Below are 24,381 nucleotides of genomic sequence, written 5' to 3' on the forward strand. Positions count from 1 at the left end.
GGTGGAGCCTAGCGGGATCGAACCGCTGACCTCAACACTGCCAGTGTTGCGCTCTCCCAGCTGAGCTAAGGCCCCTTTTCCTGCTTGCCTTCATTTTCTTCCTCTGCCCTGTTGGGCTGAGTCAGTGCTGAAGTGCGGGGCGCATTCTAGGAATCTGCTTATAACGTGTCAAGCAGTAAGCCTTTATTTTTAATAGCTAATCTTTACAAACTTCCTTCAATCGCTGCTGTCTAAAAGGTGTTCAGTATTGAGTTTTAGCGAGCCAAGGAGGATTGAGGCATGCAACAAAACCAAATTCACGTTCGTCAGGGCGGTGGCAGGGTTGATCTGGATACCCTGATAGATCAAAACGAAATAGATACCGTCACCGGAACCATTGCAGGCTTTACCTCTGCAGTTGCTGGTAGCTTTTTTGCAGCCTGCACATTCCTGGGCATGCCTGTAGCAGGTATTGCAGCCGCTGGTGCCACTACATTAGTGGGCTCAGCAGTGACTGCTGGCTACCTTGGCCTCAGTTACCTCAAATACAAGAAAGCCTTCGACCAAAGAAAAGTCAGCATAGTGCCCAGCTGGGCTTCTAAAATCGTGACGGTAGTAAAGGCTGTAAATAACTATCTGGACAAATTGCTTCCAGGACAAGGTGCCAACAATAACAGCGGCCTGAACAGGTTTGTTCGCATTGCCGCAAAAATCGTCGCTATCAGCACAATCCCAACGGCCGGCCTGCTACTTGCTGGTATGACTGGTACAGCCCTGGCGTTCAATGCCCTGCTCGTTTCAGGCACAGCCATCGCCCCCAGCCTGATTCGGGTAATAACTGAAGGACGTATTGCAGGGCGCGGGTAACTCCTCCTTCATACATCCAATAAAAAGCCCGCTTTATCGCAGGATAAAGCGGGCTTTTTATTAATCCTTAATAATCAGCCGTCTCAGGCAGCATCCTGTCCCAGAGTTCGAAACTCTTTCTCAAGTTTCTTCATCTGCTTTTTGGACACACCACCCAGAACTTCAATAGCATGACGCAGACGAGCACGGCTCATATCTGGCCCCAGGATTTCCATAGAATCCACTACAGACCAGCTGTTAGGCGTGCCAGCCACGGCCACAAAGATGGGCTGCATGCAGTCACCAATCTTGTAACCCATATCTTTTGCCAGACCTTTGATATCGCCAAAGATATTGTCTTTAGTCCAGACACGCTGAGCTTCCAGCTTCCACAGGGCAAACTGAAGCAGTTTGCGCACACCGTCCTGATCCAACTTCTTATGGGCGAAGTCGTCTTCCTTCAGCTCCAACATGCCGCTGAACATAAAGTTAGCCATTGGCGCGAAGTCAGAGAGTCTCTCAGAACGCTCTTTAGCGAAAGGCAGGAACTTCTTGATATAAGTTTCGTTCAGCAACCAGCCGTGGAGACGATCAGCATATTCATCAACAGTCAGATTTTCGCGAATCCAGCTGCCATTCAGCCAGGACAGTTTTTCCTGATCGAAGATTGGGCCGCCCAAAGAAACACGATTAATGTCGAAGTTCTCAATCATTTCCTGAACAGTGAACTTTTCACGCTCGTCTGGCATGGACCAGCCCATGCGGCCAAGATAGTTTACTACCGCTTCTGGCAGATAACCCATATCACGGTAGTAAGTGATGCTGGTTGGGTTCTTACGCTTGGATAGCTTGCTCTTGTCTGGATTACGCAGCAGCGGCATGTGGCACAACTGAGGCATATCCCAGCCAAAGTATTGATACAGAAGAATGTGCTTAGGCGCGGAGTTAATCCACTCTTCACCACGAATGACGTGAGTGATACCCATCAGGTGATCATCTACCACGTTGGCCAGATGGTAAGTTGGCATGCCATCAGCTTTTACCAGCACCTGCATATCAACCTGCTTCCAGTCGATCTCGATTTCGCCGCGAAGCATGTCGTTAATTTTGCAAGTGCCCTCTTCCGGGATTTTCATCCGCAGAACATGAGGCTCACCGGCATCCAGCTTGGCCTGCACTTCACTTTCGCTCAGGTGCAGACAGTGACCGTCGTAACCGGAACCTTCTTTATTGGCTTCCTGCTGCTTACGCAGCTCATCCAGTCGCTCAGAAGAACAGAAGCAACGGAAGGCATGGCCTTTCTCCAGCAGTTCTTTGCCATGCTTGTCGTAGATATCACGACGTTCACTCTGACGGTAAGGACCGCAAGGGCCGCCATTGTCAGGACCTTCATCCCAGTCCAGCCCCAACCAGCGCAGGGAATCCAGAATCTGCTGTTCGGATTCACGGGTACTGCGAACTTGGTCGGTATCTTCTATGCGCAGCAAAAACTGACCACCCTGGCTTTTGGCAAAAGCCATATTAAAGAGGGCAATAAACGCGGTGCCTACGTGAGGATCACCAGTAGGAGAAGGAGCTACACGGGTACGAACGGTCATAATACTGTTCAGCAATTAAAAATGAATTGGCGGATTATAAAGCCATTCTCCGGCGAACTCCTACCTGTCTGCGAAAAATTCATTGCTCTGCCGGCTCTGTGGTTATTGAGAAAAGACAACTACCGAATATAGAATACGCCGCTCAAAAAACGCCCAACGCTGATTATTTGTTTATTATTGAATCAGGGCACGGGGAAATGGTTATTGCCTCTACACTTAGCTCTGTGGGAACTGGCGGGAAAGAGTATGATTTATCAGGAACCAGCCAATACCTTCAATGCGGAAAACGGATAATCTGCAGACAATCTATTCGGATAATTAAAAATGATGCTGGTACAGCCAAATGAAAGCTCGATATCAGCCGGTCCGGAAACACCATGAAAGACAGCACAACACCGTCTCTGAAGACTTTTATGCGCCCAATAAAAACCAAAAAACTCCCTAGCACCATTTTATTCAGCATCGCTGCAATACTGACCTCTGTGATTCCTGGATATGCTCTGGCTGCGGCCGAGGGACCATCAGGTCTTGCCAATCATGGTTTAGCAATAGGTTGCCTTGTTGTCTTCTCAGTTGCCTACCTGGCTGTTATTTTTGAAGAGAAACTGCATTTACGTAAATCAAAACCCATGCTGCTGGCTGCTGGCATTATCTGGGTAATGATTTCAATACTGGCCGGTCAGCAGGGAATCGACAAAACCACGATTGAAGAAGCAGTGATGTACGACCTGGAAGAGTACGCTGCCCTGTTGCTGTTCCTGCTGGTTGCAATGACTTATGTAAATGTTTTGGAAGAGCGAGGTGTTTTCCAGACGTTAAGGGTCTGGCTGGTCGCTCAAGGCTTCAGTTACCGTACGCTGTTCTGGGTTACCGGTGTACTTGCTTTTTTTATCTCCCCTATCGCAGATAATCTAACCACAGCCCTGGTCATGGGTGCAGTCATCATGTCTGTTGGCAAAGACCAGCCCAAGTTTGTAGTGCCTGCGCTGGTCAATGTTGTAGTAGCAGCTAATGCTGGTGGCGCATTCAGCCCTTTTGGAGATATCACCACTTTGATGGTATGGCAGGCGGGCAAGATTGAATTCTTTGGGTTCTTCTCTTTATTCCTTCCTTCTGTCGTTAACTTTATTATCCCCGCTCTGCTGATGTCGCCCTTTATTCCTAATGATCATCCTGCTCCTATTACCGGCCAGGTGAAGATGCGTAAAGGTGCCAAGATGATGTGCTTCCTGTTTTTGCTCACCATTACTTTGGCGGTCACTTTTGAGCAGGTTTTCCACCTCCCACCTTTCCTGGGCATGGTAACCGGCCTCTCCTTGCTGATGTTTTACACATGGATACTGAAAATGCGCACTGGTGGATACATATCCAATCAGCGTGAGGCTCATGTCCGCAAATATGGTCATCTGGATACTTTTGAGAAAATTTCCCATGCAGAATGGGACACTCTGTTCTTCTTCTTTGGCGTCATGTTCGCCGTGGGGGGGCTGAGCTATCTGGGTTACCTGCAAATACTCTCTGAAGGTATGTATGGCAATGTTGGCCCCTTCGTGACCAACGTGGCCGCTGGTCTGATGTCTGCCGTAATCGATAACATTCCAGTGATGTTTGCCATTCTCGATATGAGCCCGGAAATGAATGAATTCCAGTGGCTTCTGATTACCCTCACCGCTGGTGTTGGCGGCAGCCTTCTCTCCGTAGGCTCTGCAGCTGGTGTAGCACTGATGGGTGTATCCAAGGGCAATTACACCTTTATGACCCACCTTCGCTGGAGCTGGGCTGTTCTGATTGGTTATGTTGCCAGTATCGCCACCCACTGGCTTATCAACGGTTAAGATACCCTACTCAAGAGTCTGGTTAACGCCAGACTCTTCCTGCTGAACTAAAACTATTTAAAGACAACTAATCCCCTCCCCTGTGCCACACTAACCCGATAATGAGCAATTTTCGGGAATACAGGCGTGAGCGACAAACAACTCCACAATATCGACAGCCTGCAACTACCCGACCAAAGAAATCTGGAATTTACCTTTCTCGGTGACAGTGGACCGGTCCTGGTGTTTCACCACGGAACGCCCTGCGAACTATCAATATCCGGATTATGGGCTCCAACTATACAAGAATGTAGCGGGCGTATTCTGGCTATCAGCCGCCCCGGCTATGCTGGAAGCAGCCGTTCCCAAGGCAGATCGATTGCCGACTTTGCCGCAGACTGCTCAGCAGTTTTAAAACATTTAGGCATTAAACACTTTGTCGCGGCAGGATGGTCTGGTGGAGGCCCTCACGCCCTGGCGCAAGCCGCTATAAACCCGGAACATTGCAAAGCCGCAGCTTGTATTACCAGCATCGCTCCCCAATGCACGTCATCAGGCAAACCTCTGGAACACTTCTTTGCTGGAATGGGAGAAACCAACACTGAAATCTTTTCCAGAGCAATAAAAGGAGAAGACGAACTTCGGGATTGGATCAACTCCAACGGTCCCAGATATCGTGACCTGACCGGCGCCCAGCTGGCTGCACAAATGCAAAGTATGCTGCCCGATGTGGACCAGAAAACCATGACCGGTGAATTCGCCGATAACTTTGCTAACTCTTTCACCAGAGGAATGTCTGCAGGTATGGACGGTTGGGTTGATGATGATCTGGCTTTTGTACGCGATTGGGGCTTTGATCTGGCATCAATATCCATGCCGGTAAGCATCTGGAGCGGCCAGCAAGATAGAATGATGCCTGCTTCACATAGCCAGATGCTGGCAGACACAATTCCAACCGCCAATTTCCATCATCTCCCGGGTGATGGGCACCTGTCTGTTTTCTGGAATAACAAAAAAACAATTATCGAGGAATTATTGAATCATTTGTAAATAATGGGCTTTTAAAACCTGTTACATTTTTTTGTAAAGAAAATATTTACCCATTGTCAGGATTGTGGGAATAATCAATGCATGGTGCAGGGAAATAAATCCAACAACCAATGCACTGACAAAAGCCATGATCACCACAGACCAGCTGAACAGCAATATTCGCGGGCTGAAGCCTTCAGCCACATTGCAGATCAATGAAGACAGCAACCGGTTGATCCGCCAGGGGCGAGACATTATCAAGCTCGGCCTCGGACAATCCCCCTTCCCGGTTCCTCCGCCGGTTGTGAAAGCCTTACAGGACAATGCCCACGAGAAGGACTATCTGCCCGTTCGCGGTCTTGATCAATTAAGGGCTACGGTTGCCACCTACTATCAAAAGCGGGATGGCATTGAGCGCTTTGCTGATGATGTATTAGTTGGCCCCGGCTCAAAAGAACTGCTGTTCAATCTGCAAATGGCCTGCAATGGTGAATTACTGATTCCTGCGCCATCCTGGGTCTCCTATGCACCGCAGGCCATTATCATTGGGCGCAAGGTCACCTGGTTGCCAACAAAAGCAGAAAACAACTGGCGTATTGATCCGGAAACACTGGATCAATTCTGCACTTATAATCCCGGTCGCCCCCGAATTCTTATCCTGAATTACCCATCAAATCCAACAGGGTGCAGTTATGACAGCGAAAGTCTGGCAGCTCTCGCATCTGTGGCCCGCAAGCATGGCATTATTGTTGTCGCCGATGAGATCTATGCAGAAACCAATTACAACGGCAGTCACGAGTCTATGGCGACTCACTACCCGGAAGGAACAGTGATCAGCAGTGGTCTCAGTAAGTGGTGCGGTGCCGGTGGCTGGCGACTGGGAATCATGGTGTTTCCTGATTCGTTGCGAGAGCTGCAAAATACTATGGCGGTGATTGCCAGCGAAACCTTTACTTCCATAAGCGCCCCAACCCAGTACGCCGCCTGTACAGCGTTCACTCCCTCTCCAGAGCTGGACGAATATCTCAACGCTTCCAGAAAGGTTCTCCAGGTTATTGCCTCGTATATGGTTAACCGCCTGCGGGGTTTTGATCTGGACATGCAGGACCCTGAAGGTGGTTTTTATATTCTGGTCAGTTTCGAAAAGTGGCGGGAAAAGCTGTATCACAACGGCATTACCACTCCAGATCAGCTATGCCAGCAACTTCTTAATAATGCCGGAGTTGCTGTTCTACCGGGAATAGACTTTGGCTTGCCGGAAAGTCAGCTATATACCCGGCTGGCTTTCGTGGACTTTGATGGGGAAAAAGCACTAAACGCTATCACGGCAGAAAATATTACCAGCGAAGAGTTTGTGGAAAGTTACTGCTCCAAACTGGTTATAGCCTGCGACCGGATTAAACAATGGTTACAGGCTTTATAGACAGGCTCCCAAAAAGCTATTGCGACATCAGGGCACTCTGAACATTGTTTTCCTGACAGCGCTCAGGGTGCTCACCAGCGAAGATAATATTTTCATTGTAATTACCGCACAGGAAGATCAGGTCTCCCCTACCTGACTCCACCCAACCCAGGGTGAGGGTACGGTGATAGGGGTCTTCAACATCGAGAACCTTACGCTTCAGACCAAGCACATAAAGCCCGTGGGCAGGGCTGCCACCGGATGCCGCCACGTTGTAGTACATTCTTCTTTCGATAATATCCCCGTCTTCAATAGAGACGGTGTTATTGTTATTCAGCCCCTGGACGGTTCTGGGCAGTTTGCCTGTTGAAGAGTACTTACTCATAACCTCCAGCTTTGCCGAAGCCATAATATTCATAGCTTCACGCAAATACATCTTCTGACTGTTGCCTTTAAAAGCCAGAGACGCCGCCATAGAAATAATGGATATTATGGCAATAACAACCATCAACTCGACCAGGGTAAAGCCTTTAACCTTTTGCCTCATGACAGAATTCCAAGGGTGATTAGACACTCATCTCCCAGAAATATCGGCGACAAAGGTATAAGCCTGAGCTGAATCCACAGCAGGAAATCAGGCGTATAGGTGTGAAACAGGAGGAGTTTCCATGAAGAAAACCGTTATCCATAAAGCGTTACTGCCAGCCCTGCTTCTTGCCGCCACCCTTCAGGCAGAAGCCCGCACTGAAGAAGCAGTATTTGCCGGCGGCTGCTTCTGGTGTACCGAATCCGATTTTGAAAAGCTTGATGGTGTAATCTCGGCCGAGAGCGGTTACACCGGCGGCCCGGAAAAAAATCCTACCTATCGTCAGGTTGCAGCTGGCAGAACCAGCCATATTGAATCTGTTCGTGTTGTTTATGACCCGGATAAGGTGTCTTACGAAACGCTGCTTTATACCTATTGGCGCAGCGTTGACCCTACTGTTGCCAACAAACAATTCTGCGACTCTGGACCTCAGTACCGAACTGCAATTTTCTACAAAGGAAAAGAACAGGAAGATGCCGCCAAACAATCATTAAAAGCCCTGCAAGATAGCAAACGTTTCCCAAAAATCTATACAGAGCTCTACGCCTTGGGTGAATTCTGGCCTGCCGAGGAATATCACCAAGATTATTACAAGAAAAACCCTATCCGCTACAACTTCTACCGCAGCCGTTGTGGCCGGGATAACAGGCTGGAACAGGTCTGGGGAATAGAAGCCGGTACCCATAAACCCACCCAATAACCATTCACGAAACCAAATAGTCATGCCTGTCACCTCCCGGTCGATACATCGACGGGGAGGTGCATATGGCCATTACTTATATCAACGGATACCCACTCTTTTATCGCTTAGTTGGAACAGCAACTCAGCAACCACCAACCGTCTTAATTCACGGATTGGCATCCAGCCATAAAGACTGGTTATTACAACTGCCGCAACTTTGTCGCAGCCGCCAGATTGTTCTTTTAGATTTGCCTGGTCATGGCCAAAGTGGTTACAGGTCACCAACCAGTGTTCAGGCGATGGCCGATGCTATCCATCACCTGCTTCAACAACTGGATATTAAATTCTGTGATGTGATGGGAATTTCCATGGGAGGAATGGTGGCCATGTCACTGGCAGCTACCCGCCCGGCTCTGGTACAGAAACTTATTCTGGTAAACACCGCACCATCTCTGAATGATGTTATACGTCCGGTACGTTACCTGCTGCCCCTACATAATCTGCTGGCTTATATCCCTGCCCCCGTTCTTGCCAAGGCCCTGCTTCACAACCTTTTGCCGGGCAAACAGTTAGCAGCCGTTCGACACCATGCCCAAAAGTACTGGCAAAAAAACAATCCCCGCATTATTGCTGAGATACTGAAACAGCTCACCTTCACCAACCTGTGGCCTCAGGTTGCAGATATCCGTGCAAAGACCTTGATGATTCGCGGGCAACACGACACCTTTACACTGTCCGCAGCGATGAAGATCTGCCAGACAATTCCACAGGCAAAACTAGTCACGATTCAGGATTCCGGCCACGCCACCATCGTCGACAAACACGCACGTTTCAATGAAATCCTGCAACAGTTTTTAGCAGAGAAAAACAAAGTGAAATTTAATCTGGGTAGTTTGGCGGATCTGTAACAGAGTGATGGGCTGATGATATAGTCAGCCCATGACTTTGCCTGAACTGATTTCTCCATCCACTTCTGCCCTATCCCTGCAGCAGACGCCATCTACGAACCTTCACAACAAGCTGGGGGTCGATAACGATCAGGATGCTCTAGCACTTTTCCTTCGCAGAGCCGCCAGACGGTCTGATGAAACCCTGCGCCGCTACACCCGCGAACTGGTTCGATTCACTGCATTCATTCGACAGGAGCGCCTGAAGGGTTATGCAGAGTGCACCGTGGCGGATATCGAAGTGTATATAAACTTTCTGCACACACCTTGGCCAAACTGGCAAAAGCCGGGCATGGATAAAAGCAATCCGGAGAAAGTATTTTTTCCTAATCCTATAACTCCGGGCAAGAGTACCGACCAGCTCATCACTGTTTTAAACAGCTTTTTCAGTTATCTGCAGGCGACAGGATATCTTTCCGGGAACCCTGTTCACGGCTTTGACAAGAGCGGTGAAAAAGTTGCCCGAGGTCATGGAGAAACCCGTTTTTTCTATGAGGATGAGTGGGCTGTTATCGTTGAAGCTATCCAAAATTACCCAAACAACAAGCTGCGCCACAGGCTGGAAAAAGCAAGGCTGGAATATATTTTCGGTATTGCTTATGGGCTTGGTCTGCGGCAATCGGAAATGACCAACCACTCCTGTAACGATATACGACAAGATCGCTATGGCGATCTGAGCTTATTGATAAAGGGTAAAGGCCGTCGTTTAAGGCAATTACCAGTAAACGACAATGTCCTGCAAACCATTATCAAATACAGAAATTTCCACGATCTCGACAGTTTTGCCAAAGATGGTTTTCCATTAGCCCCCTGCCTGCGACCAGTTGCCGAAGATGGCAGTTTCCGCACCATGAGCCAGAGACAAATACGTAAGTGGTTTACTCAATTTATGGAACATTGTGCAGATAAAGCGAAAGTATACGACCAGGACCTTGCGCAGAGACTACTCACCAAAAGCTTTCACTCTCTGCGTCACACGACACTTTCTCATCTTGCGCGAAAGATGGACATTGAAGACCTGGCACTGTTCGCAGGGCATGAGGCAATAACGACGACGCAACAGTATTACACCCCTGAACGACAGCGGTTAAGAGAACTAACAGAAGATCACGGTCTGGGTAAATAAGCTATGTTTATCAACTCCGGCGAACTTATCCGTTTTTTTCCCTTAGCGGCGCTACCCGCACCGTAATGTTTCGTGTATTATCGCCGCCTCGAAACTTTGGCTGTAGTAACATCAGGACTCGACATGAACAAAAAAGAGCTGATTGAGGCAGTAGCCGAACAGGCAGATCTGCCCAAGAGCAAGGCTGAGCTGGCAGTTAATGCGTTCCTGCACGCAACCCAGGATGCCCTGGTTCGCGGCGAGTCTGTTCAGCTGATCGGCTTCGGTACTTTCACCGTTGCTGACCGTGCTGCTCGCAAGGGTCGCAACCCTCAGACTGGTCAGGAAATTGAGATCCCCGCATCCCGGGTACCTCAGTTCAAAGCTGGCGCCAAGCTGAAAGAATCCGTTAACGCTTAATCGCGTAACCGGATACAAAAAAAGAGCATTTAAAATGCTCTTTTTTTGTATCCGGCTTTTACACATTTCACATCAAGATCAAGTCACATAAGGATCAGTGCATAACCTTGATTACATCGAGAAGTGCTTTCTTGTGACGGGTGTTCAGGCGGCCAAGCATACGGTTGATTTCATCATCCAGCTCGTCATCGCTGATTTCGCCATTGTCCACGGTGATGTACTGGTTACCGCGGCCAGTTGCCAGCCACTCAAAAGAGACATCCAGAGTCTCAGCAATCTTACGAAGGTTATCCAGGCTTGGTCTGCTCATGTCAGTTTCCCACTGAGCCAGTGCACTTCTGGAAACACCGATCAAATCGGCCAACGCCTGTTGTGAAAGGCGTTTTTCCCTCCGGGTCTTTATTAGTCGTATTGTTAGAGTCATAACTGCGCTCCATTATCCCTGTCTGTTTACGGTTCCATCGCGCAGACAATTACTCTGCAACCCTGTTTACAGGCTCCCTGTCAGATTCCCTCCCATAATACTGAGGGCGCCTAAAGAGTTGATGGCGGACCTGAAATATGGACACATGCCACATTCGTTCACAGGTTTAGAAGCCTTTGGGGGGAAGAAGTTCCCCAAAGTACGACGGATGGGTTAGTAATAGGCGATAGCCTTGTTACCAGGGCCAACTGGCAGCAATATGCGTGGGACAGCTTGGACAACAGTCACCGCCGATAAGTTCCTACGACTTTGGTATGAGAGCAGAAGAAAGCGTGTTATGTTGCCATTAACCAACATTTACGATTGTATAATATGGATAAAAAGGCATTAGCTCGACTTCAGGTGCGGGATACCCTGATCGCCCTTATTGAAGCCAGAGATGAATTCCGGGAATCTCTGATGAATGACCACCAGCTTCCAGCCTGGGCCTATCAGGATGAAGACACCAAAGAAGACCCTCGTGCCCTCGCAGCCAAAATCAGCTTGAAACTCACCTATGACCCAGAGCAACCCGGGCAGGAAACCCTAAAACTGACCGGACTGGTTGGCATCTCAGAAGAGACTCTTACCCAGGGTGAGACCCTGAACCTGGCTAAAACGGGTTTTAAAGAGGCCATGCAGAACTTTCGCAAATGTTTTGGCGAAGGCTTTGATATGACCGAACTCAGCTCCAGAGAGCTACGGGAAGGCTTACTGGGTAACCTGCATATTCAACATATACACTTTGTGCAGTGTTACCGGCACCTGAAATTATTCCCCGTGGCACCTCGCCGAGTGGGCTTCAGCTGGGCATCTGCCACCCATGGCAGTGTACGCTTGAAAGCTACTAAAGCCATTGCTTACCTGAACAGTAACTTCACCCCTAGCCTCGGTATGGCTGAAGATATTGCCAGACTGGAGAAACTTCCTGAATCATCAGATGTAGTCATTCGCCGCCCTCTCGCCCCACATTTGCGTGCAAACCTGACCTGGTCAGATGTCATTAAGGAAAAACGCAGGTTAGATAGCGAAAGCAAGAAACAGTGGCCTTTGCAGATTAATACCCCACTGCCACTTTTCATACACCTTCAGAAAGGGGAACCATTGCCAGAGTTTAATCGCATCCGCCCCTGGGACCCGGCCATGAAGCAGGAACGCCTGCAAAGAAGTGATACAAGGCTAGTACCCCTTTCTAATCGCCCGGGGTCAATGCTTTACCTTCCGGCGGCTCAGGAGGTGGAAACCTAAAATCTTTGGGATCGAATAATCAAACACCTTCATCCAGCCTCAGCTGGGCAAATATCTGCTCGACCACACTCCAGTCGTTTTCCCAGTAGTCGGGCAGGCTTTCAAAAGAGAGCACATACAGGGTTCCGGTTCGTTCATTACCTATCAGCAAATTGAATTTTTTAACTGGCTCTTTTCTGCCACTGAAATGCAAAGATGTTGCAGCAGTACTGACCAAAACTCCGGATTTATTTTTCCAGGTTTCCAAAACCCGTGCAGACCGGGAAAGATCCACCATAAACAGTTCCATATGGCGCTTCGGTGATAATCCGGTTCTGACTTGAGCCCCCTGCAATATATTAATACTGACTTTTGGAGCAAGCTTTCGGCCATGACGCTGTTTGAGCATCTGATACTTCATCACACCGTCGGAAGGTGAACTGTCAGTCAGGGACTCAAAAGACCAGCCGGAGGGAACCAGGAAGTGACACTCAATGGAACGGCATGCCTCCCAGGCATATCCCGGAGGGGCAAGATCATTTCCCTGAGCGGTGGCAGGCAACGATTTTGGTAAAAAAATGAGCAACATTGCTGCGAGCAATAGTCCGTTAAATCCCTTGCTGATCATGGTTAGCTATTCCATCAGTGCAAACCTCTTTTCAGTCTAATGACTTTTACGAACTTTTCCGCTGATTGCCTCCATAAAATTCAACAGCCCCCAGAACCAATTGCATTGCCCGACGGAAACTGTTCTCACGATCATCCGATGACAACACCCTTCCGCTTCCCTCTATATGTTCATTTACCGCACATACAGAAAGAGCTTTGCGTCCACACTCTGCCGCAACCCCGTATAATCCGGCACTGTTCATATCAGTCCCAAGAATCCCCATTCGCAGCATACCCCGCAGACAGCCTTGCTCTATTTCCTCACTGTCTGCAAGAAATGCATCTGCAGTACACACATTACCCACCCTTACCGGTATCGACTTATCTTCCGCGTACTGCCAGGCTAGGCGCAGTAAATCAAAGTCCGCCACAGCAGAAAAATCACCTCCAGCAAAACGGATACGATTTACACCGGAAAAAGTACTGGCACCTGAAACTAAAACAATGTCGCGTACAGAAACCCGCTGATGAAGGGCATAGCATTCACCCACGCTGACTATGACCTCCACCCCATAATCAACAAACAACTCACGCGTATAAATACTGGCAGAGGGAATACCCATCCCACTTCCCATTACGGATACAGGTATTCCTTTGTAAAGCCCGGTAAAACCCAACATATTGCGAACCGCAGTGACCTCCTTGGCAGAGTCAAGAAAGCTATCGGAAATATAGCGAGCCTGAAGAGGATCATCTGGCATGATAACCACAGGGGCAAAAGCCCCCGGCGCAGCACTAATATGGGGAGTGGTCATCAGCACCTCCTGGCATTACAGCCGCCCAACGAGGGAAACGAACTCAAGATACGCATATCGTCCAAGAAAAATACCCGCCACCCCCATCACACCCGCCAGAGCAGGAGGTGCCGGAATTGGCAGTTTCAACCATGAGAACAGAACACCTACTGCAAATCCTGTAGCGGTGGCCAGAAATACATCGTACCAATACATGCCTTAGTTACCGTCCCTACAACCACCTCTTAAATAAACAGTCCGGCCAGTGCTGCACTCATGAGGTTGGACAAAGTTCCTGCCAGCACCGCTTTTAGTCCAAGGCTGGCAATATCAGGCCGACGCTTGGGAGCAAGTACACCAAGCCCACCGAGTAAAATGGCAATAGAGGAAAGGTTGGCAAAGCCGCACAAAGCAAAAGAGATAACAGCCTGCGTTTTCGCGGAAAGGATTTCCCGAACTTCAACAAAATCTATGTAGGCGACAAACTCATTCACTATCAGTTTCTGGCCAATCATGCTTCCCGCAATAATGGCTTCATCCCATGGCACGCCCAGCGCCCAGGCAATAGGGGAAAAGATATAACCAAGAATTTCCTGAATGGTGAGATCTTCAAAACCAAACAGGTTGCCACCCCAGCCAAACAGCCCATTCAACAAAGCAATCAATGCAATAAATGCCAGCAGCATGGCACCCACATTCACAGCCAGCATCATTCCAGAGGAAGCACCCGTTGCTGCCGCATCCAGCACATTAGCGTGATCGCCAGACTCCATTGGCCCGGCGGTATCATCAGGTTTTTCTGTTTCCGGAATAATGATTTTGGCCATCAACAAACCACCCGGCGCAGCCATAAAACTGGCCGCGATCAGATAGCCAATATTGACGCCAAGGCTGGCATAACCAGCAAGCACTGCACCAGCAACTGAAGCAAGACCACCGACCATCACCGCAAACAACTCTGACTTGGTCATTGTTGGTACATAAGGTTTCACCAGCAGGGGCGCTTCTGTCTGGCCAACAAAAATATTACCGGTAGCAGAAATGGATTCGGTACGGCTGGTACCCAGAAACTTCTGCAAGCCACCACCGAGAAATTTCACAATGGCCTGCATGATTCCCAGATGATAAAGCACAGAAATCAGTGCCGAGAAGAAGATAATCATCGGCAGAACTTTTATGGCAAAGATAAAGCCAACCTTCGAGGGATCAGCAAGGTTTCCAAAAAGGAAATTAATACCATCGTTGGCATAATCCATCACCTGCTGAACAGCTGCCGAAACACCGCCCAACACATCCCGCCCGAAGGGCACCGCCAGAACAAACCCGGCAAAACAAACCTGTATCAGTAGTGCTCCACCCACCGTTCGCCAGTTGATCGATCGCTTATTCTCGGAAAACAACCAGGCAATAAATAGAAGAAGTACAATACCAAAGAGGCTGTTGAGAATATTCATGGCGGGTATCACAGTATCCATCTAGAACAGAAAGTGCTCCTGCGACATTCGTTAGCAGGAACCGGAGTTAATATAGGCACTGTTCTGCAAGAGTGTTAGGGCTGTTAACGTTTTGTTATCGCCCCTTGCTGAAAGAAGGTGGTCGCTATAGAGTAGCTGCCCCATTTCGTATACTCGATTATTGACTGGCAGAACCTTGACCAACCAACAGGATTCAAACTGCACCATGACCGGAACAGCCCCTTTGAACCGCAGGCTCTCCGTTGCCCCAATGATGGATTGGACAGACAGACACTGTCGTTACTTTCTGCGTTTGATATCCCGTCACACTCTCCTCTACACCGAGATGGTCACCAGTGGTGCCTTGATCCATGGTGATCGGGAACGTTTTCTGCGTTATAACGAAACGGAGCACCCTGTAGCGCTTCAGATTGGTGGCAGCAATCCTGCCGATCTGGCTCAATGCAGCCGCTATGCCGAAGAATGGGGTTATGACGAGGTTAATCTGAATGTCGGCTGCCCCAGTGACCGGGTTCAGAATGGCGGCATCGGTGCCTGCCTGATGAAAGAGCCAGCTTTAGTTGCTGACTGCATTAAAGCCATGCAGGACAGTGTTTCCATTCCTGTCACGGTTAAACACCGCATTGGTGTGAATGGCCGAGAGAGTTGGGACAACCTTGTTGATTTTGTTGGTCAGATCGCCGACACCGGCTGCAAGACCTTTGTCGTTCACGCCCGTATCGCCATACTGGAAGGTCTTAGCCCGAAAGAGAACCGTGACATTCCACCACTGAAATACGACTGGGCTTACAAGTTAAAGCAAACCTTCCCGGGTCTCGAGATTATCCTTAATGGTGGTGTAACAACTCTGGATCAAACTGAGGAACACCTGAAACACCTTGACGGTGTAATGATCGGCCGGGAAGCCTATAACAATCCCTGGATACTGGCTGAAGCCGACCAGAGGATTTTTGGTCAGGAGAATCATTCACTCTCCCGCCATGATGTTGTTGAAAAAATGATACCCTATGTCCAACAACATATTGATAGCCATGAGAAACACACTCTCAGCCATATTTCCCGGCATATGCTTGGCCTTTTCAATGGCATGCCCGGTGCCCGACGTTTTCGCAGGCTTCTGAGTGAAAATGCACACCGCCCTGATGCTGTAGCGGAATTGCTGAGAGAAGCCAGTGTTTTTTGTCTGCCTCCAGAAACTGGAACAACGGTATGAACAACCAATTAGAACAACTGAAATCTCTGACCACGGTGGTTGCCGATACTGGCGATATTGATGCCATTCGTCGCTATCGCCCTCAAGACGCTACCACCAACCCAACCCTGTTGCTGAAAGCGGCTGCTCTGCCTGCTTATCAGGAACACGTGAAAGCGGCGCTGGATTTTGGCAAGCAATTGGGTCGTGGACAGACAGATATTCTTCACCACGCCACAGACAAACTCTCTGTTCTGATCGGTAAGGAAATCCTGGGAATCATTCCAGGCCGTATATCTACAGAAGTAGATGCCCGCCTCTCCTTCAATACCCGCGCAACTGTTGATAAAGCCCAGCGACTGATTGAGCTTTATGAGAGTGAAGGCATCAGCAAAGATCGTGTGTTGATCAAGATTGCATCCACCTGGGAAGGTATTCGTGCAGCGCAGAAACTGGAGAAGGAAGGCATTCAGACCAACCTGACCCTGCTGTTTGGTTTTGCACAGGCTTGCGCCTGTGCCGATGCCGGTGTCTACCTGATTTCACCTTTTGTAGGTCGGATTCTGGACTGGCACAAAAAGGCTTCTGGCCGTGACAGCTACCCAGCAGCGGAAGATCCAGGCGTTCTGTCCGTGTCTCGTATTTTCAACTATTACAAGGCCAACAATTACAACACTGTCGTTATGGGTGCCAGCTTCCGTAACACTGGTGAGATTCTGGAACTGGCAGGCTGCGACCGTTTGACAATCAGCCCTAACCTTCTGGAAGAGCTGGAAAACAGCACAGAGTCTGTTGAGCGTAAGCTGGACGCAAGCAGTCCAAGCAGTAACGACCAGCAACACTCTATGGCTGAAAACGCATTCCGCTGGGCGATGAATGAAGATGCCATGGCAACAGAAAAGCTGGCTGAAGGTATTCGTAACTTTGCCGCTGACCAGGTGAAACTGGAAAACACTCTGGCAGAACTGGCCAAGAGCTAAACTCCAGGCTCTATACAAAAAATGCCGACACCCGTTTAACAGATGTCGGCATTTTTATGTTCCTTGATAACCTCTAACTGGCTTTGCAATCCCGCTCCAGCCGGTGAACCAGGTCCTGAAACTCCTGCCGGTTATGCTCATTCAAATCCATCAGGGTTTTGTGAGCGGCCAGAACTTTATCCATAACTTCCTGATCTGCACTCTCTTCACTGGGAAGATCCTGCAGCACTTCCACACCTTTCCCAGGTGCTTCTTTCACAATCACAAAAACTTTATCAAAACCCATTGTCACTAAAATACGATTAATATCGTCATTAGTGGAAAGAATGGTTGGTACAAAACCAAAGCGTTTCTGTGATTGGATAGAAAGCCTAGCCAGCAATCCAAGGGAGGTGCTGTCGATACCCTGGGTTTCCGTCAAATCAATAATGACAGACCTAATACCGGGTTGATTGAGGATTGTCTCAAGAGTTCTGTCCAGTGCTGAACAGAGAGTTAACCGCACATCCCCAACAAACTTCAGAATAAAACTGCCGTCTGACTCGGCATACTGGATCTTTCCCGTACTCATTCAGCCCTTCCGCCTAACACCAGCAAGGCAATATCATCCGGCGCTTCATGCAAATCCTGCACAGCCAGCCGCGACATCACTGTTTCCGCAGTGTCAGCTTTTTCATCAATCACTGACAGCAGGTACTGCTCTTTTTCCTTCAGGGTCTCCTGAGGCAAAACCTCAAGAATTCCATCTGAAAAGATAGTTAATGTAAATGGACCGGACAAGTCAATCGTCACATCGACAAACTTGGCGTCTTCAAAGAGCCCAACCGGCAAACCCTGCCCCTCAATATACCGGGATTTCCCCCCAATACTCAGAATGGGTAAAGGGAAATGCCCCCCTATTGAATAGGTTAGCGTGTTGGCACGGGTGTCAATTACACCGCCAAAAACCGTCACATGTTTGCCCAGATCACTACCGAGGAGATTATGGTTAATGGTAGAAAGAACCTGAGATGGATGGATGGAATCCCCATGTCCACGAGCCTGGTAGTCCTGCAGCAAGGACATCGACATATGTTTCAGAAGTACTGTCACAAAAGCCGACGAAGCGCCATGACCGGAAACATCAGCCAGATAAAAGCCGAAACAGTGGTCATTAATTGGGAAATAATCAACAAAGTCACCACTGAGATACAGTGACGGAACAATCTGATAATCAATGGAGTAGTTACCAAACTGGAAAGGGCCTTTAGGCAGCATCTTCATCTGTACCTGGCGACCAGCCTTCTGGTCGGCTCTGAGAACGTCCAGACTTTCCCGCAGAGATTTTATTGCTTCTTCCAGACTCTCTCGATACTTGCGGTTCTGCAGAGCCAGCTCTGCATTATCCAGAGAACGATTGACAGCATGCTCCAAAACCTCAAGGTCAACAATCGGCTTAATGATATAATCGCTGGCTCCTAAGCGCAGAGCTTCAACCACATCCGCCATCACCCCGGCACCCGAAACGACGATAAAAGGCGTTTCCGGAGATTCTTCACGCACCCTGCGCAACACCCCCAGCCCATCAAGCTTGGGCATGCGCAAATCACAGAGAATAAGATCTGGGGAATGGGCACGAATGACTTCAAGGCCATGTTCGCCATTTTCAGCTTCAAGAACCTGAAAACCGCTGTCTTTGAGATAAGCGACAATACTGTCACGGACGATCGCATCATCGTCGATCACCAACAGCGTATTGTTTTCCCTGTTCATAGCCCCACCCTTCCCTGGCCGGGTAAATAAAAAGGATCGGCCCATGCAGAAAGGCTGAGCTTATATTCCATCACCATCACTGGATATCGATGAGCCAATAAACATAACGGCTTTGACATTACTCCCTCGCAGGTGACTGTGCAAGCTCATGAGAAGTCAGAAGGATAGTGGAAAAGCGATGAAGAAACAGAGGGAGGAACCTCCCCCTGTCAGGCAGAAATGAACTTAGAAGTCATCCTGGGGAACTTCCCCGGTAATCAGAAAGTCACGACGCTGAAGGTAGGCATCACGGATAAAGGTATATTTATCACCAACGATCAGGCCTTCCTGCTTGAGCAGTTCTGCACGCAGGCTGACCACATCGGAAACCTGAAGCACCAAACGGTCATGGCTATCATTCACGTGGGTCACAGGGTTAGCCATCATGTCAGGATACAATCCGGCCGTTGAGCGCACTGTACGAGGGCCAAAGAAAGGCACCACAACATAGGGGCCTGAAGGTACATTCCATTGAGCCAGTGTTAAACCGAAATCCTGATACTTGTAATCCAGCCCTATTTCAGAGCCGACATCCAGCATTCCCAGCATTCCAACGGTGCTGTTCACGACAAAACGGCCAGTGGTTACGCCGGCATCCTTGATCCGGAACTGCAGCAACGCATTTGCCAGGTTTCGGATTTCACCAAGGTTTTGGAAAAAGTTAGAAACCAGCCCCTGAACAGGGTCCGGTGTTACCGTGTCATAGCCGGTAGCCACTGGCTTCAGGATCCAGGCATCCAGCTTGTCATTAAAAGTAAACGTGACCCGGTTTACAGATTCCCACGGGTCATCATAATTTACTGTTTCTGCGGCCTGAGTCCAGCCTCCTGCAAGCACCAACAACAGGCAGGCTGCCCTTAAACTCTTTTTATAGCAATTCAGCATTTCCATCCTCTCGAATCACCCTTATTTCACACACTAACAGTGCTATCGGCCCAAAAGTCGGGAGTTGTAAGAATCTGAAACCACATCCCCTCCAGCCTTTACACTTTAAAGAAGTTCCTATGATACCTGCCCTACAGAAACTCCAGAAGAGCTCTCTAAAAATGCGGCAGAATAACGACCAATGTTGAGATTGCGATAGGCTACACGAAAGTTGGTGAAAGAACTGTCAACATCTGCAATAAATTTGCTGACAAAAAATACTCACTTCGCCGTGAAAATTCCTACCATAAACGCTGCTAACCTATTGAAGATATTGGCAAGATTTCGTTACTATAGCGCCACTCCTGACGCAAACTGGTACGCGGGTTTGTGAAATGGAGCTATGCTATTTGCATTCCGGTCCCCATAGTTCAACCGGATAGAACAGTCGCCTCCTAAGCGATCGATCCAGGTTCGAGTCCTGGTGGGGACGCCATAACAAACCCAAGCTCACCCCTTCAGTCAAACACTGTCGCAAACGTCTCCATAATTGCCCCAGCAGCACAATCTCTGCTGACCGCCACCGTGTGATAAATTCGCTCCAGATCAGCATCAGGCTTACGGTAATCAGGCCTGATATAGTCGGCCGGTGGAAGAGAGAGAAAACGGCTGGCTGCTGCAATCTCAGCCAGAATGATATGAGAATATTCAGCATTAACCCACCAAGACCTGATTAAACGTTTCCGCGGCGGTGCTTCGCTCAGTTCATGTGCGGGGAGAGAGGCCAGAAATGGCCTATAGTTGGAAAGCTCATCGGCCGATGACAGCCCGAGACTGACCATCAGATCTTCCGCCACACTCTCAATTACGTATGGCGACGTATGTTGTCCATCAATCAACCACCCTTCTGGACTACTCTGCAGCCTTAATCCGGTTATACCCTCTAAATCAAAAAAATGATTCAGTTGATTCTGTAATGGAAGAGGGCTGTAGTTATCAACAAGGTGCCTGGGCACTCTGGCAATTCTGATAACAACTGCCCCATAATTTTCATCGAACCGGCATCTCACCACCCAACCGGCCTGAACCATTTCCGGCAAATCCTGGCACACTGAGTGCTGACTTCTCAGTATCTGAAACCCTGCCTTCAAACTTGTAAATACAGCTGTTGGTAACAAGGTTTCTTTATAGCCAAGGCTGGAATAGGTACTGGCAGCCCAAGAGCCCAAAGCAGACGGCCAGATATAATTCCACCCTGCTTGCCAGGTATGACGCCACTGTTTCGAAAGATTGTATGAGAGGTATAGGGCATTGGCAGCAAGAGCCACTGTAGTGACTCCTCGAACGGTAGATTTGGCAAATCCAGCGCCATAATTCCGGATACCAAGAGAGAGGGACAAAAGTAAAAGGTTCTGCAACGGGAAACCTGTTAGCTGCTGCCAGGCAAAACTGGACAGATTGGCGCGACTTAATCCTTCTAAGAAGATCAGCTCATTGCAAGCCTTTATGAATAAACCTTCATCTGACCAGCCATAATCAATAGCTTTAGACTGGACGGGCAACAAAGTAATAACTGACAAACATATGCCCAAAGCCGCCCGCTTCATACCCACCATCCAAACCACAACAGCCACAACAGCCACAAAGGGTAGCCATGGATTTCAATGGAAGAGTGTCACTTGGTTGCCTTTCTGTAACAAAAGACCTGTAGTGTGGGACAAATGAGCAGGAAGCCGCTCAATTAAGCGGCTTCAGTCTCTTCTGCTTTTTCCTTTTCTTTCTCAAGCTTTTCCATCTTTTCTTTCAGAGCTGTCAATTCTTTATTGAGTTCATCCAGTTCTGACTTCCGGCTACGAGACAGGCGGGCTGTCTCAGCAAGCTGCTTCTTCAGCTCTTTCACTTCTTTCTGGGCGGCAGCGGCCTGCTTAACCTTCTTATCTGGCTCCATATGGCGCAGTCGCTTCAGCTCGGCCTGATCGGCTTTGCCCTGCTTAATCTGGTCCTGCAACTTCTCTTCAAGAGTTTCCACCTTACGAAGAGCTTTGCCCTTGTCAGCCTCCAGCACGGAGATTGCGCTCTGGCTTTCTTCGAGCTGCTCCTGCAAACGGCTGGTTTCGGTTTTACTTTTGTTAGCGAAGGCTTTTTGGTCAGAGCTTTGGGCAGATAACGTTTTGATTTGCTGCTGGGCTCTGTTCAGGTTTTGCTCCAAACCATTGAGGCGCTGCTGGTACAGCTTCCGGATTTTTTCTTCACAGGTCTGGAAAAACTCGATGCGGTATTCAATGACAGCTTTCAGGTCAGCTTCAAGCTCTTTTTCTCTGCTAAGCACGTTTAGAAATGACTCCCTGTTATTTGGGCTAATAAATCAATGTTCACCAGTGGAGAATATATCAAAATCAGTGAGAAGGCGTTCTCTTTGTTTGTTATTGTTTGTTTTTCCTTTTGTAAATGCCGTAAGTGGTGCCGATCTGGTGCAAAAATTTATCTTTTCCTGATATAGCTGCTCTTAACCAATGACCCAAGCAGAACCTCGGTATTTTGGAGTTCAAATGCCAAAGGTTTAACCAGATCGCCAAACAGGGACACGCCGCCACCCAAAATGACCGGAATTGTGGTGATCACCATTTCGTCAATCAAATCTTCAGCAAGAAAGCTTTGGATGGTTTTGCCACCATCGATATAAAGGGTTTTGAACCCTCTTCCGTGAAGAGTTGCCAGAACTTCGGTTGGAGTTCCACACACCAATTCAGCTTTATCTCGATAAGCCTCAGAAATTGACTCCAGAGACCGGCTCAATACAAACACTGGCTTCGGGTATGGCCATGGACAATCAAAACTGCAAACAGTTTCGAAAGTCTTGCGTCCCATTACCAGAGCATCAACCTGCCCTATAAAGTCAGAGAAACCAAAGTCGTCATTCTCTAGATTAGGAATACTGTGAAGCCAGTCAAGTCCGCCATTCTTATCAGCGATATACCCATCCAAACTGGTTGCGATATAGACAATATTGGACATTCGTTGGCCTGGCAAAGAGAAATCTGCTGGGCATCCTACACCCGAAAACAAACACGGCCAAGGGCGCACACCGCCAGAATCTCATCAAGGGTAAAGAGGGGAGATGATTAAGAAGAGTTGTCGAAAAAATTTAAAGCTATAAATGAAAAAATCCCACTACAGTTATCTGCAGTGGGATTTTAATATTTGGCGGTGAGGGAGGGATTCGAACCCTCGATACGTTTCCGTATACACACTTTCCAGGCGTGCTCCTTCGGCCACTCGGACACCTCACCAACTTGTTGAAACACCTGTTATTACAGAGTATTTCCCGCTTCGTTCAGGTCATCCCTGCGAAGCGGGTCGTAATGTATAACAGCAGATCGCTGCTGGCAACCATGAATCACTACGATTTCGGTATTTCCCGTTCTTGCCCGTATTTTGGCCAACTGCTTAAATATCCCCACTCAATTTGCCTCAGACGAATCATTTGAGATTGTACAAGAGTTATGCAGACAAGTTCCGGGACTTTTATCTTTTACAGACCTCCGCCCCTCAGACAACCTTGCCCCAAAAGCCTGAACAGACTGGAGCATTTCAGCCGACATATTGTTCACAAGACCTATGATTGCCCTATTTATTGCTGGATGGCAGAAGGCAGTGTGCGCATAAGCCACCAACAGAGTAACCCCTGCTACACCCTCTATATGGAGTTCAGAGACAACACTGGAGCCAGCCAATACCACAGCATCCAGTTTTCATCCCTGAACGAAACTCTCACATGGATGGACACTCAGGCTTATAACATTTCTCTGGAAGCTATCTGCCCTGCTACAACCAGCAGGTGCCCTGTGCATCTTTCACAAGTAGATAAATTGAATCACGAGAATAGAACTAAGAGTCCCGAAGCAGCCTGATAACTCTTCAGGCTTAAGCTGGGATACCGAGAATATCCCGCATGATCGGTTTCAGTCCGGCAAAGAAGTACTCAACGGCAATAACCATCACTATCAGACCCATCACTCGCATCATAACCTTGTTGCCGCTCTCGCCTACCCGGTTCATGATTGGGCTGGCAAACAACAATGCAACCCAAGTAACCAACATCACAGCGGCGATACTGGCAAATAGAATCACCTGATTCGCCAGCGTTTGCTCCTGCATAAGAATGATCACCGTAGCAATAGCTCCCGGCCCACAGATAAGAGGAATCGCCAGCGGGGTTAAAGCCACATCATGGGAATAAGCATCAATGGCTTCCAGCTCTTCCGCTTTGTCGAAACGAGTACGGCTCAACCGCGCCTGCACCATTTCATAACCCATAATAAAAAACAGCACACCACCCACAATCCTCAAACCGTGCACAGAGATTCCGAAAACCTGAAAAATCACCGAGCCAGTCAGTGCAAAAAACACCAGAATAATAAATGCTGTCAGTGTCGCCTTACGGGCAACCTGCTTCCTCTGATAGGGCTCAAGGCCGGTTGTAAGAGACAAAAACACTGGCGCAATACTGACCGGATTGATCATGGTAAACAGGGAAGTCAGGCACAAAACACCAAACTCCGCCATAGATGGCGACAT

Annotated in this window: 26 protein-coding genes and 3 tRNA genes; 12 read left to right on the top strand and 17 right to left on the bottom strand. The window is 48.6% G+C overall.

Translation table 11 applies throughout. The features are described from left to right. Nucleotides 1-2 precede the first annotated feature (2 nt). Nucleotides 3-75 (bottom strand) — tRNA-Ala (locus tag ACY2RR_RS13665). A gap of 204 nt (nt 76-279) precedes the next feature. On the opposite strand from ACY2RR_RS13665, the gene ACY2RR_RS13670 reads away from it, so the two are divergent. Next, nucleotides 280-846 carry a hypothetical protein gene (locus ACY2RR_RS13670; RefSeq protein WP_490108714.1) on the top strand — a complete coding sequence of 189 codons (567 nt, stop codon included), beginning with the start codon at nt 280-282 and terminating at the stop codon, nt 844-846. Between the two features lie 83 nt (nt 847-929). Here ACY2RR_RS13670 and gltX read toward each other — a convergent pair whose 3' ends face one another. Continuing rightward, the gene (gene gltX / locus ACY2RR_RS13675; protein ID WP_490108715.1) at nt 930-2,423 is read right to left on the bottom strand and encodes a glutamate--tRNA ligase; all 1,494 of its coding nucleotides are present in this window, start codon (nt 2,421-2,423) and stop codon (nt 930-932) included. A 377-nt stretch (nt 2,424-2,800) separates the two neighbouring features. Here gltX and nhaD point away from each other — a divergent pair, with 377 nt between their 5' ends. From nhaD to ACY2RR_RS13690, 3 genes are all read left to right on the top strand, one after another. Beyond that, nucleotides 2,801-4,258, top strand: coding sequence for a sodium:proton antiporter NhaD (gene nhaD, locus ACY2RR_RS13680; RefSeq protein ID WP_490108716.1), 1,458 nt, complete (start codon nt 2,801-2,803; stop codon nt 4,256-4,258). Nucleotides 4,259-4,384: 126 nt separating this feature from the next. Then, on the top strand, nt 4,385-5,287 hold the full coding sequence (locus ACY2RR_RS13685; protein WP_490108717.1) for an alpha/beta fold hydrolase: 903 nt from the start codon (nt 4,385-4,387) through the stop codon (nt 5,285-5,287). A 64-nt stretch (nt 5,288-5,351) separates the two neighbouring features. Further along, nucleotides 5,352-6,689, top strand: a complete 1,338-nt coding sequence (locus tag ACY2RR_RS13690) for a pyridoxal phosphate-dependent aminotransferase (RefSeq protein WP_490108718.1) — start codon at nt 5,352-5,354, stop codon at nt 6,687-6,689. A 16-nt stretch (nt 6,690-6,705) separates the two neighbouring features. Here the strand turns inward: ACY2RR_RS13690 and ACY2RR_RS13695 are convergent, their stop codons facing one another. Beyond that, complete coding sequence (locus ACY2RR_RS13695) at nt 6,706-7,242, bottom strand: prepilin-type N-terminal cleavage/methylation domain-containing protein (RefSeq protein WP_490108719.1); 537 nt, start codon at nt 7,240-7,242, stop codon at nt 6,706-6,708. Nucleotides 7,243-7,336: 94 nt separating this feature from the next. Between ACY2RR_RS13695 and msrA the strand changes: the two genes are divergently transcribed. The 4 genes from msrA (at nt 7,337) to ACY2RR_RS13715 (ending at nt 10,408) form a co-directional block, all read left to right on the top strand. Further along, a complete protein-coding gene (msrA, locus tag ACY2RR_RS13700; protein ID WP_490108720.1) occupies nt 7,337-7,954 on the top strand; it encodes a peptide-methionine (S)-S-oxide reductase MsrA in 618 nt (205 codons plus the stop codon). 65 nt (nt 7,955-8,019) lie between these two features. Further along, nucleotides 8,020-8,844, top strand: coding sequence for an alpha/beta fold hydrolase (locus ACY2RR_RS13705; RefSeq protein WP_490108721.1), 825 nt, complete (start codon nt 8,020-8,022; stop codon nt 8,842-8,844). A 31-nt stretch (nt 8,845-8,875) separates the two neighbouring features. Beyond that, the gene (locus ACY2RR_RS13710) at nt 8,876-10,009 is read left to right on the top strand and encodes a tyrosine-type recombinase/integrase (protein WP_490108722.1); all 1,134 of its coding nucleotides are present in this window, start codon (nt 8,876-8,878) and stop codon (nt 10,007-10,009) included. A 96-nt stretch (nt 10,010-10,105) separates the two neighbouring features. Then, nucleotides 10,106-10,408, top strand: coding sequence for an HU family DNA-binding protein (locus ACY2RR_RS13715; RefSeq protein WP_490109018.1), 303 nt, complete (start codon nt 10,106-10,108; stop codon nt 10,406-10,408). Between the two features lie 94 nt (nt 10,409-10,502). On the opposite strand, the gene ACY2RR_RS13720 is transcribed toward ACY2RR_RS13715, so the two are convergent. After that, the gene (locus ACY2RR_RS13720) at nt 10,503-10,832 is read right to left on the bottom strand and encodes a helix-turn-helix domain-containing protein (protein ID WP_490108723.1); all 330 of its coding nucleotides are present in this window, start codon (nt 10,830-10,832) and stop codon (nt 10,503-10,505) included. Nucleotides 10,833-11,204: 372 nt separating this feature from the next. On the opposite strand from ACY2RR_RS13720, the gene ACY2RR_RS13725 reads away from it, so the two are divergent. Continuing rightward, a complete protein-coding gene (locus tag ACY2RR_RS13725; RefSeq protein ID WP_490108724.1) occupies nt 11,205-12,119 on the top strand; it encodes a hypothetical protein in 915 nt (304 codons plus the stop codon). Between the two features lie 19 nt (nt 12,120-12,138). On the opposite strand, the gene ACY2RR_RS13730 is transcribed toward ACY2RR_RS13725, so the two are convergent. From ACY2RR_RS13730 to ACY2RR_RS13745, 4 genes are read right to left on the bottom strand one after another with little or no spacing between them, the layout of a single operon-like run. Continuing rightward, the gene (locus tag ACY2RR_RS13730) at nt 12,139-12,726 is read right to left on the bottom strand and encodes a hypothetical protein (RefSeq protein ID WP_490108725.1); all 588 of its coding nucleotides are present in this window, start codon (nt 12,724-12,726) and stop codon (nt 12,139-12,141) included. Nucleotides 12,727-12,772: 46 nt separating this feature from the next. After that, a complete protein-coding gene (deoD, locus tag ACY2RR_RS13735) occupies nt 12,773-13,522 on the bottom strand; it encodes a purine-nucleoside phosphorylase (RefSeq protein ID WP_490108726.1) in 750 nt (249 codons plus the stop codon). Between the two features lie 15 nt (nt 13,523-13,537). Further along, nucleotides 13,538-13,717, bottom strand: coding sequence for a XapX domain-containing protein (locus tag ACY2RR_RS13740; protein WP_490108727.1), 180 nt, complete (start codon nt 13,715-13,717; stop codon nt 13,538-13,540). 29 nt (nt 13,718-13,746) lie between these two features. Beyond that, complete coding sequence (locus tag ACY2RR_RS13745; RefSeq protein ID WP_490109019.1) at nt 13,747-14,955, bottom strand: NupC/NupG family nucleoside CNT transporter; 1,209 nt, start codon at nt 14,953-14,955, stop codon at nt 13,747-13,749. Nucleotides 14,956-15,181: 226 nt separating this feature from the next. Between ACY2RR_RS13745 and dusA the strand changes: the two genes are divergently transcribed. Further along, complete coding sequence (gene dusA, locus ACY2RR_RS13750) at nt 15,182-16,189, top strand: tRNA dihydrouridine(20/20a) synthase DusA (RefSeq protein ID WP_490108728.1); 1,008 nt, start codon at nt 15,182-15,184, stop codon at nt 16,187-16,189. Beyond that, entirely contained in the window at nt 16,186-17,148 is a 963-nt protein-coding gene (tal, locus tag ACY2RR_RS13755; RefSeq protein WP_490108729.1) for a transaldolase, read from the top strand. Before dusA ends, tal begins: the two co-directional genes overlap by 4 nt. 73 nt (nt 17,149-17,221) lie before the next feature. Here the strand turns inward: tal and ACY2RR_RS13760 are convergent, their stop codons facing one another. The 3 genes from ACY2RR_RS13760 to ACY2RR_RS13770 all read right to left on the bottom strand — a co-directional run bounded on the left by ACY2RR_RS13760 (nt 17,222) and on the right by ACY2RR_RS13770 (nt 19,830). After that, nucleotides 17,222-17,719 carry an STAS domain-containing protein gene (locus ACY2RR_RS13760; RefSeq protein WP_490108730.1) on the bottom strand — a complete coding sequence of 166 codons (498 nt, stop codon included), beginning with the start codon at nt 17,717-17,719 and terminating at the stop codon, nt 17,222-17,224. Beyond that, the gene (locus tag ACY2RR_RS13765; RefSeq protein ID WP_490108731.1) at nt 17,716-18,900 is read right to left on the bottom strand and encodes a SpoIIE family protein phosphatase; all 1,185 of its coding nucleotides are present in this window, start codon (nt 18,898-18,900) and stop codon (nt 17,716-17,718) included. Before ACY2RR_RS13765 ends, ACY2RR_RS13760 begins: the two co-directional genes overlap by 4 nt. A 225-nt stretch (nt 18,901-19,125) precedes the next feature. After that, on the bottom strand, nt 19,126-19,830 hold the full coding sequence (locus ACY2RR_RS13770; protein WP_490108732.1) for an MlaA family lipoprotein: 705 nt from the start codon (nt 19,828-19,830) through the stop codon (nt 19,126-19,128). Nucleotides 19,831-20,223: 393 nt separating this feature from the next. Here ACY2RR_RS13770 and ACY2RR_RS13775 point away from each other — a divergent pair. Next, a tRNA-Arg gene (locus ACY2RR_RS13775) sits at nt 20,224-20,299 on the top strand. A 22-nt stretch (nt 20,300-20,321) separates the two neighbouring features. Here the strand turns inward: ACY2RR_RS13775 and ACY2RR_RS13780 are convergent. The 6 genes from ACY2RR_RS13780 to ACY2RR_RS13805 form a co-directional block, all read right to left on the bottom strand. Next, complete coding sequence (locus ACY2RR_RS13780; protein ID WP_490108733.1) at nt 20,322-21,446, bottom strand: hypothetical protein; 1,125 nt, start codon at nt 21,444-21,446, stop codon at nt 20,322-20,324. 98 nt (nt 21,447-21,544) lie between these two features. Beyond that, nucleotides 21,545-22,132: a hypothetical protein gene (locus tag ACY2RR_RS13785; protein ID WP_490108734.1), complete on the bottom strand. Its 588-nt coding sequence runs from the start codon at nt 22,130-22,132 to the stop codon at nt 21,545-21,547. 152 nt (nt 22,133-22,284) lie between these two features. Further along, nucleotides 22,285-22,818, bottom strand: a complete 534-nt coding sequence (locus ACY2RR_RS13790) for a dihydrofolate reductase family protein (RefSeq protein ID WP_490108735.1) — start codon at nt 22,816-22,818, stop codon at nt 22,285-22,287. 187 nt (nt 22,819-23,005) lie between these two features. Continuing rightward, nucleotides 23,006-23,093, bottom strand: a tRNA-Ser gene (locus ACY2RR_RS13795). A 21-nt stretch (nt 23,094-23,114) separates the two neighbouring features. Next, nucleotides 23,115-23,264 (bottom strand): hypothetical protein, encoded by a 150-nt coding sequence (locus ACY2RR_RS13800; RefSeq protein ID WP_490108736.1) that lies wholly within the window; start codon nt 23,262-23,264, stop codon nt 23,115-23,117. Between the two features lie 463 nt (nt 23,265-23,727). Further along, a complete protein-coding gene (locus tag ACY2RR_RS13805; protein WP_490108737.1) occupies nt 23,728-24,381 on the bottom strand; it encodes a MarC family protein in 654 nt (217 codons plus the stop codon).

This window comes from Parendozoicomonas sp. 2304DJ65-17 (assembly GCF_058148445.1).

Bases quoted from the DNA above. Each gene is read 5' to 3' on its own strand.
- ACY2RR_RS13670 (WP_490108714.1), top strand. From the start codon at position 280: ATGCAACAAAACCAAATTCACGTTCGTCAGGGCGGTGGCAGGGTTGAT.
- gltX (WP_490108715.1), bottom strand. From the start codon at position 2,423: ATGACCGTTCGTACCCGTGTAGCTCCTTCTCCTACTGGTGATCCTCAC.
- nhaD (WP_490108716.1), top strand. From the start codon at position 2,801: ATGAAAGACAGCACAACACCGTCTCTGAAGACTTTTATGCGCCCAATA.
- msrA (WP_490108720.1), top strand. From the start codon at position 7,337: ATGAAGAAAACCGTTATCCATAAAGCGTTACTGCCAGCCCTGCTTCTT.
- ACY2RR_RS13705 (WP_490108721.1), top strand. From the start codon at position 8,020: ATGGCCATTACTTATATCAACGGATACCCACTCTTTTATCGCTTAGTT.
- ACY2RR_RS13710 (WP_490108722.1), top strand. From the start codon at position 8,876: ATGACTTTGCCTGAACTGATTTCTCCATCCACTTCTGCCCTATCCCTG.
- ACY2RR_RS13720 (WP_490108723.1), bottom strand. From the start codon at position 10,832: ATGACTCTAACAATACGACTAATAAAGACCCGGAGGGAAAAACGCCTT.
- ACY2RR_RS13725 (WP_490108724.1), top strand. From the start codon at position 11,205: ATGGATAAAAAGGCATTAGCTCGACTTCAGGTGCGGGATACCCTGATC.
- ACY2RR_RS13730 (WP_490108725.1), bottom strand. From the start codon at position 12,726: ATGATCAGCAAGGGATTTAACGGACTATTGCTCGCAGCAATGTTGCTC.
- deoD (WP_490108726.1), bottom strand. From the start codon at position 13,522: ATGACCACTCCCCATATTAGTGCTGCGCCGGGGGCTTTTGCCCCTGTG.
- ACY2RR_RS13740 (WP_490108727.1), bottom strand. From the start codon at position 13,717: ATGTATTGGTACGATGTATTTCTGGCCACCGCTACAGGATTTGCAGTA.
- ACY2RR_RS13745 (WP_490109019.1), bottom strand. From the start codon at position 14,955: ATGAATATTCTCAACAGCCTCTTTGGTATTGTACTTCTTCTATTTATT.
- dusA (WP_490108728.1), top strand. From the start codon at position 15,182: ATGACCGGAACAGCCCCTTTGAACCGCAGGCTCTCCGTTGCCCCAATG.
- tal (WP_490108729.1), top strand. From the start codon at position 16,186: ATGAACAACCAATTAGAACAACTGAAATCTCTGACCACGGTGGTTGCC.
- ACY2RR_RS13760 (WP_490108730.1), bottom strand. From the start codon at position 17,719: ATGAGTACGGGAAAGATCCAGTATGCCGAGTCAGACGGCAGTTTTATT.
- ACY2RR_RS13765 (WP_490108731.1), bottom strand. From the start codon at position 18,900: ATGAACAGGGAAAACAATACGCTGTTGGTGATCGACGATGATGCGATC.
- ACY2RR_RS13770 (WP_490108732.1), bottom strand. From the start codon at position 19,830: ATGGAAATGCTGAATTGCTATAAAAAGAGTTTAAGGGCAGCCTGCCTG.
- ACY2RR_RS13790 (WP_490108735.1), bottom strand. From the start codon at position 22,818: ATGTCCAATATTGTCTATATCGCAACCAGTTTGGATGGGTATATCGCT.
- ACY2RR_RS13805 (WP_490108737.1), bottom strand. From the start codon at position 24,381: ATGTCGCCATCTATGGCGGAGTTTGGTGTTTTGTGCCTGACTTCCCTG.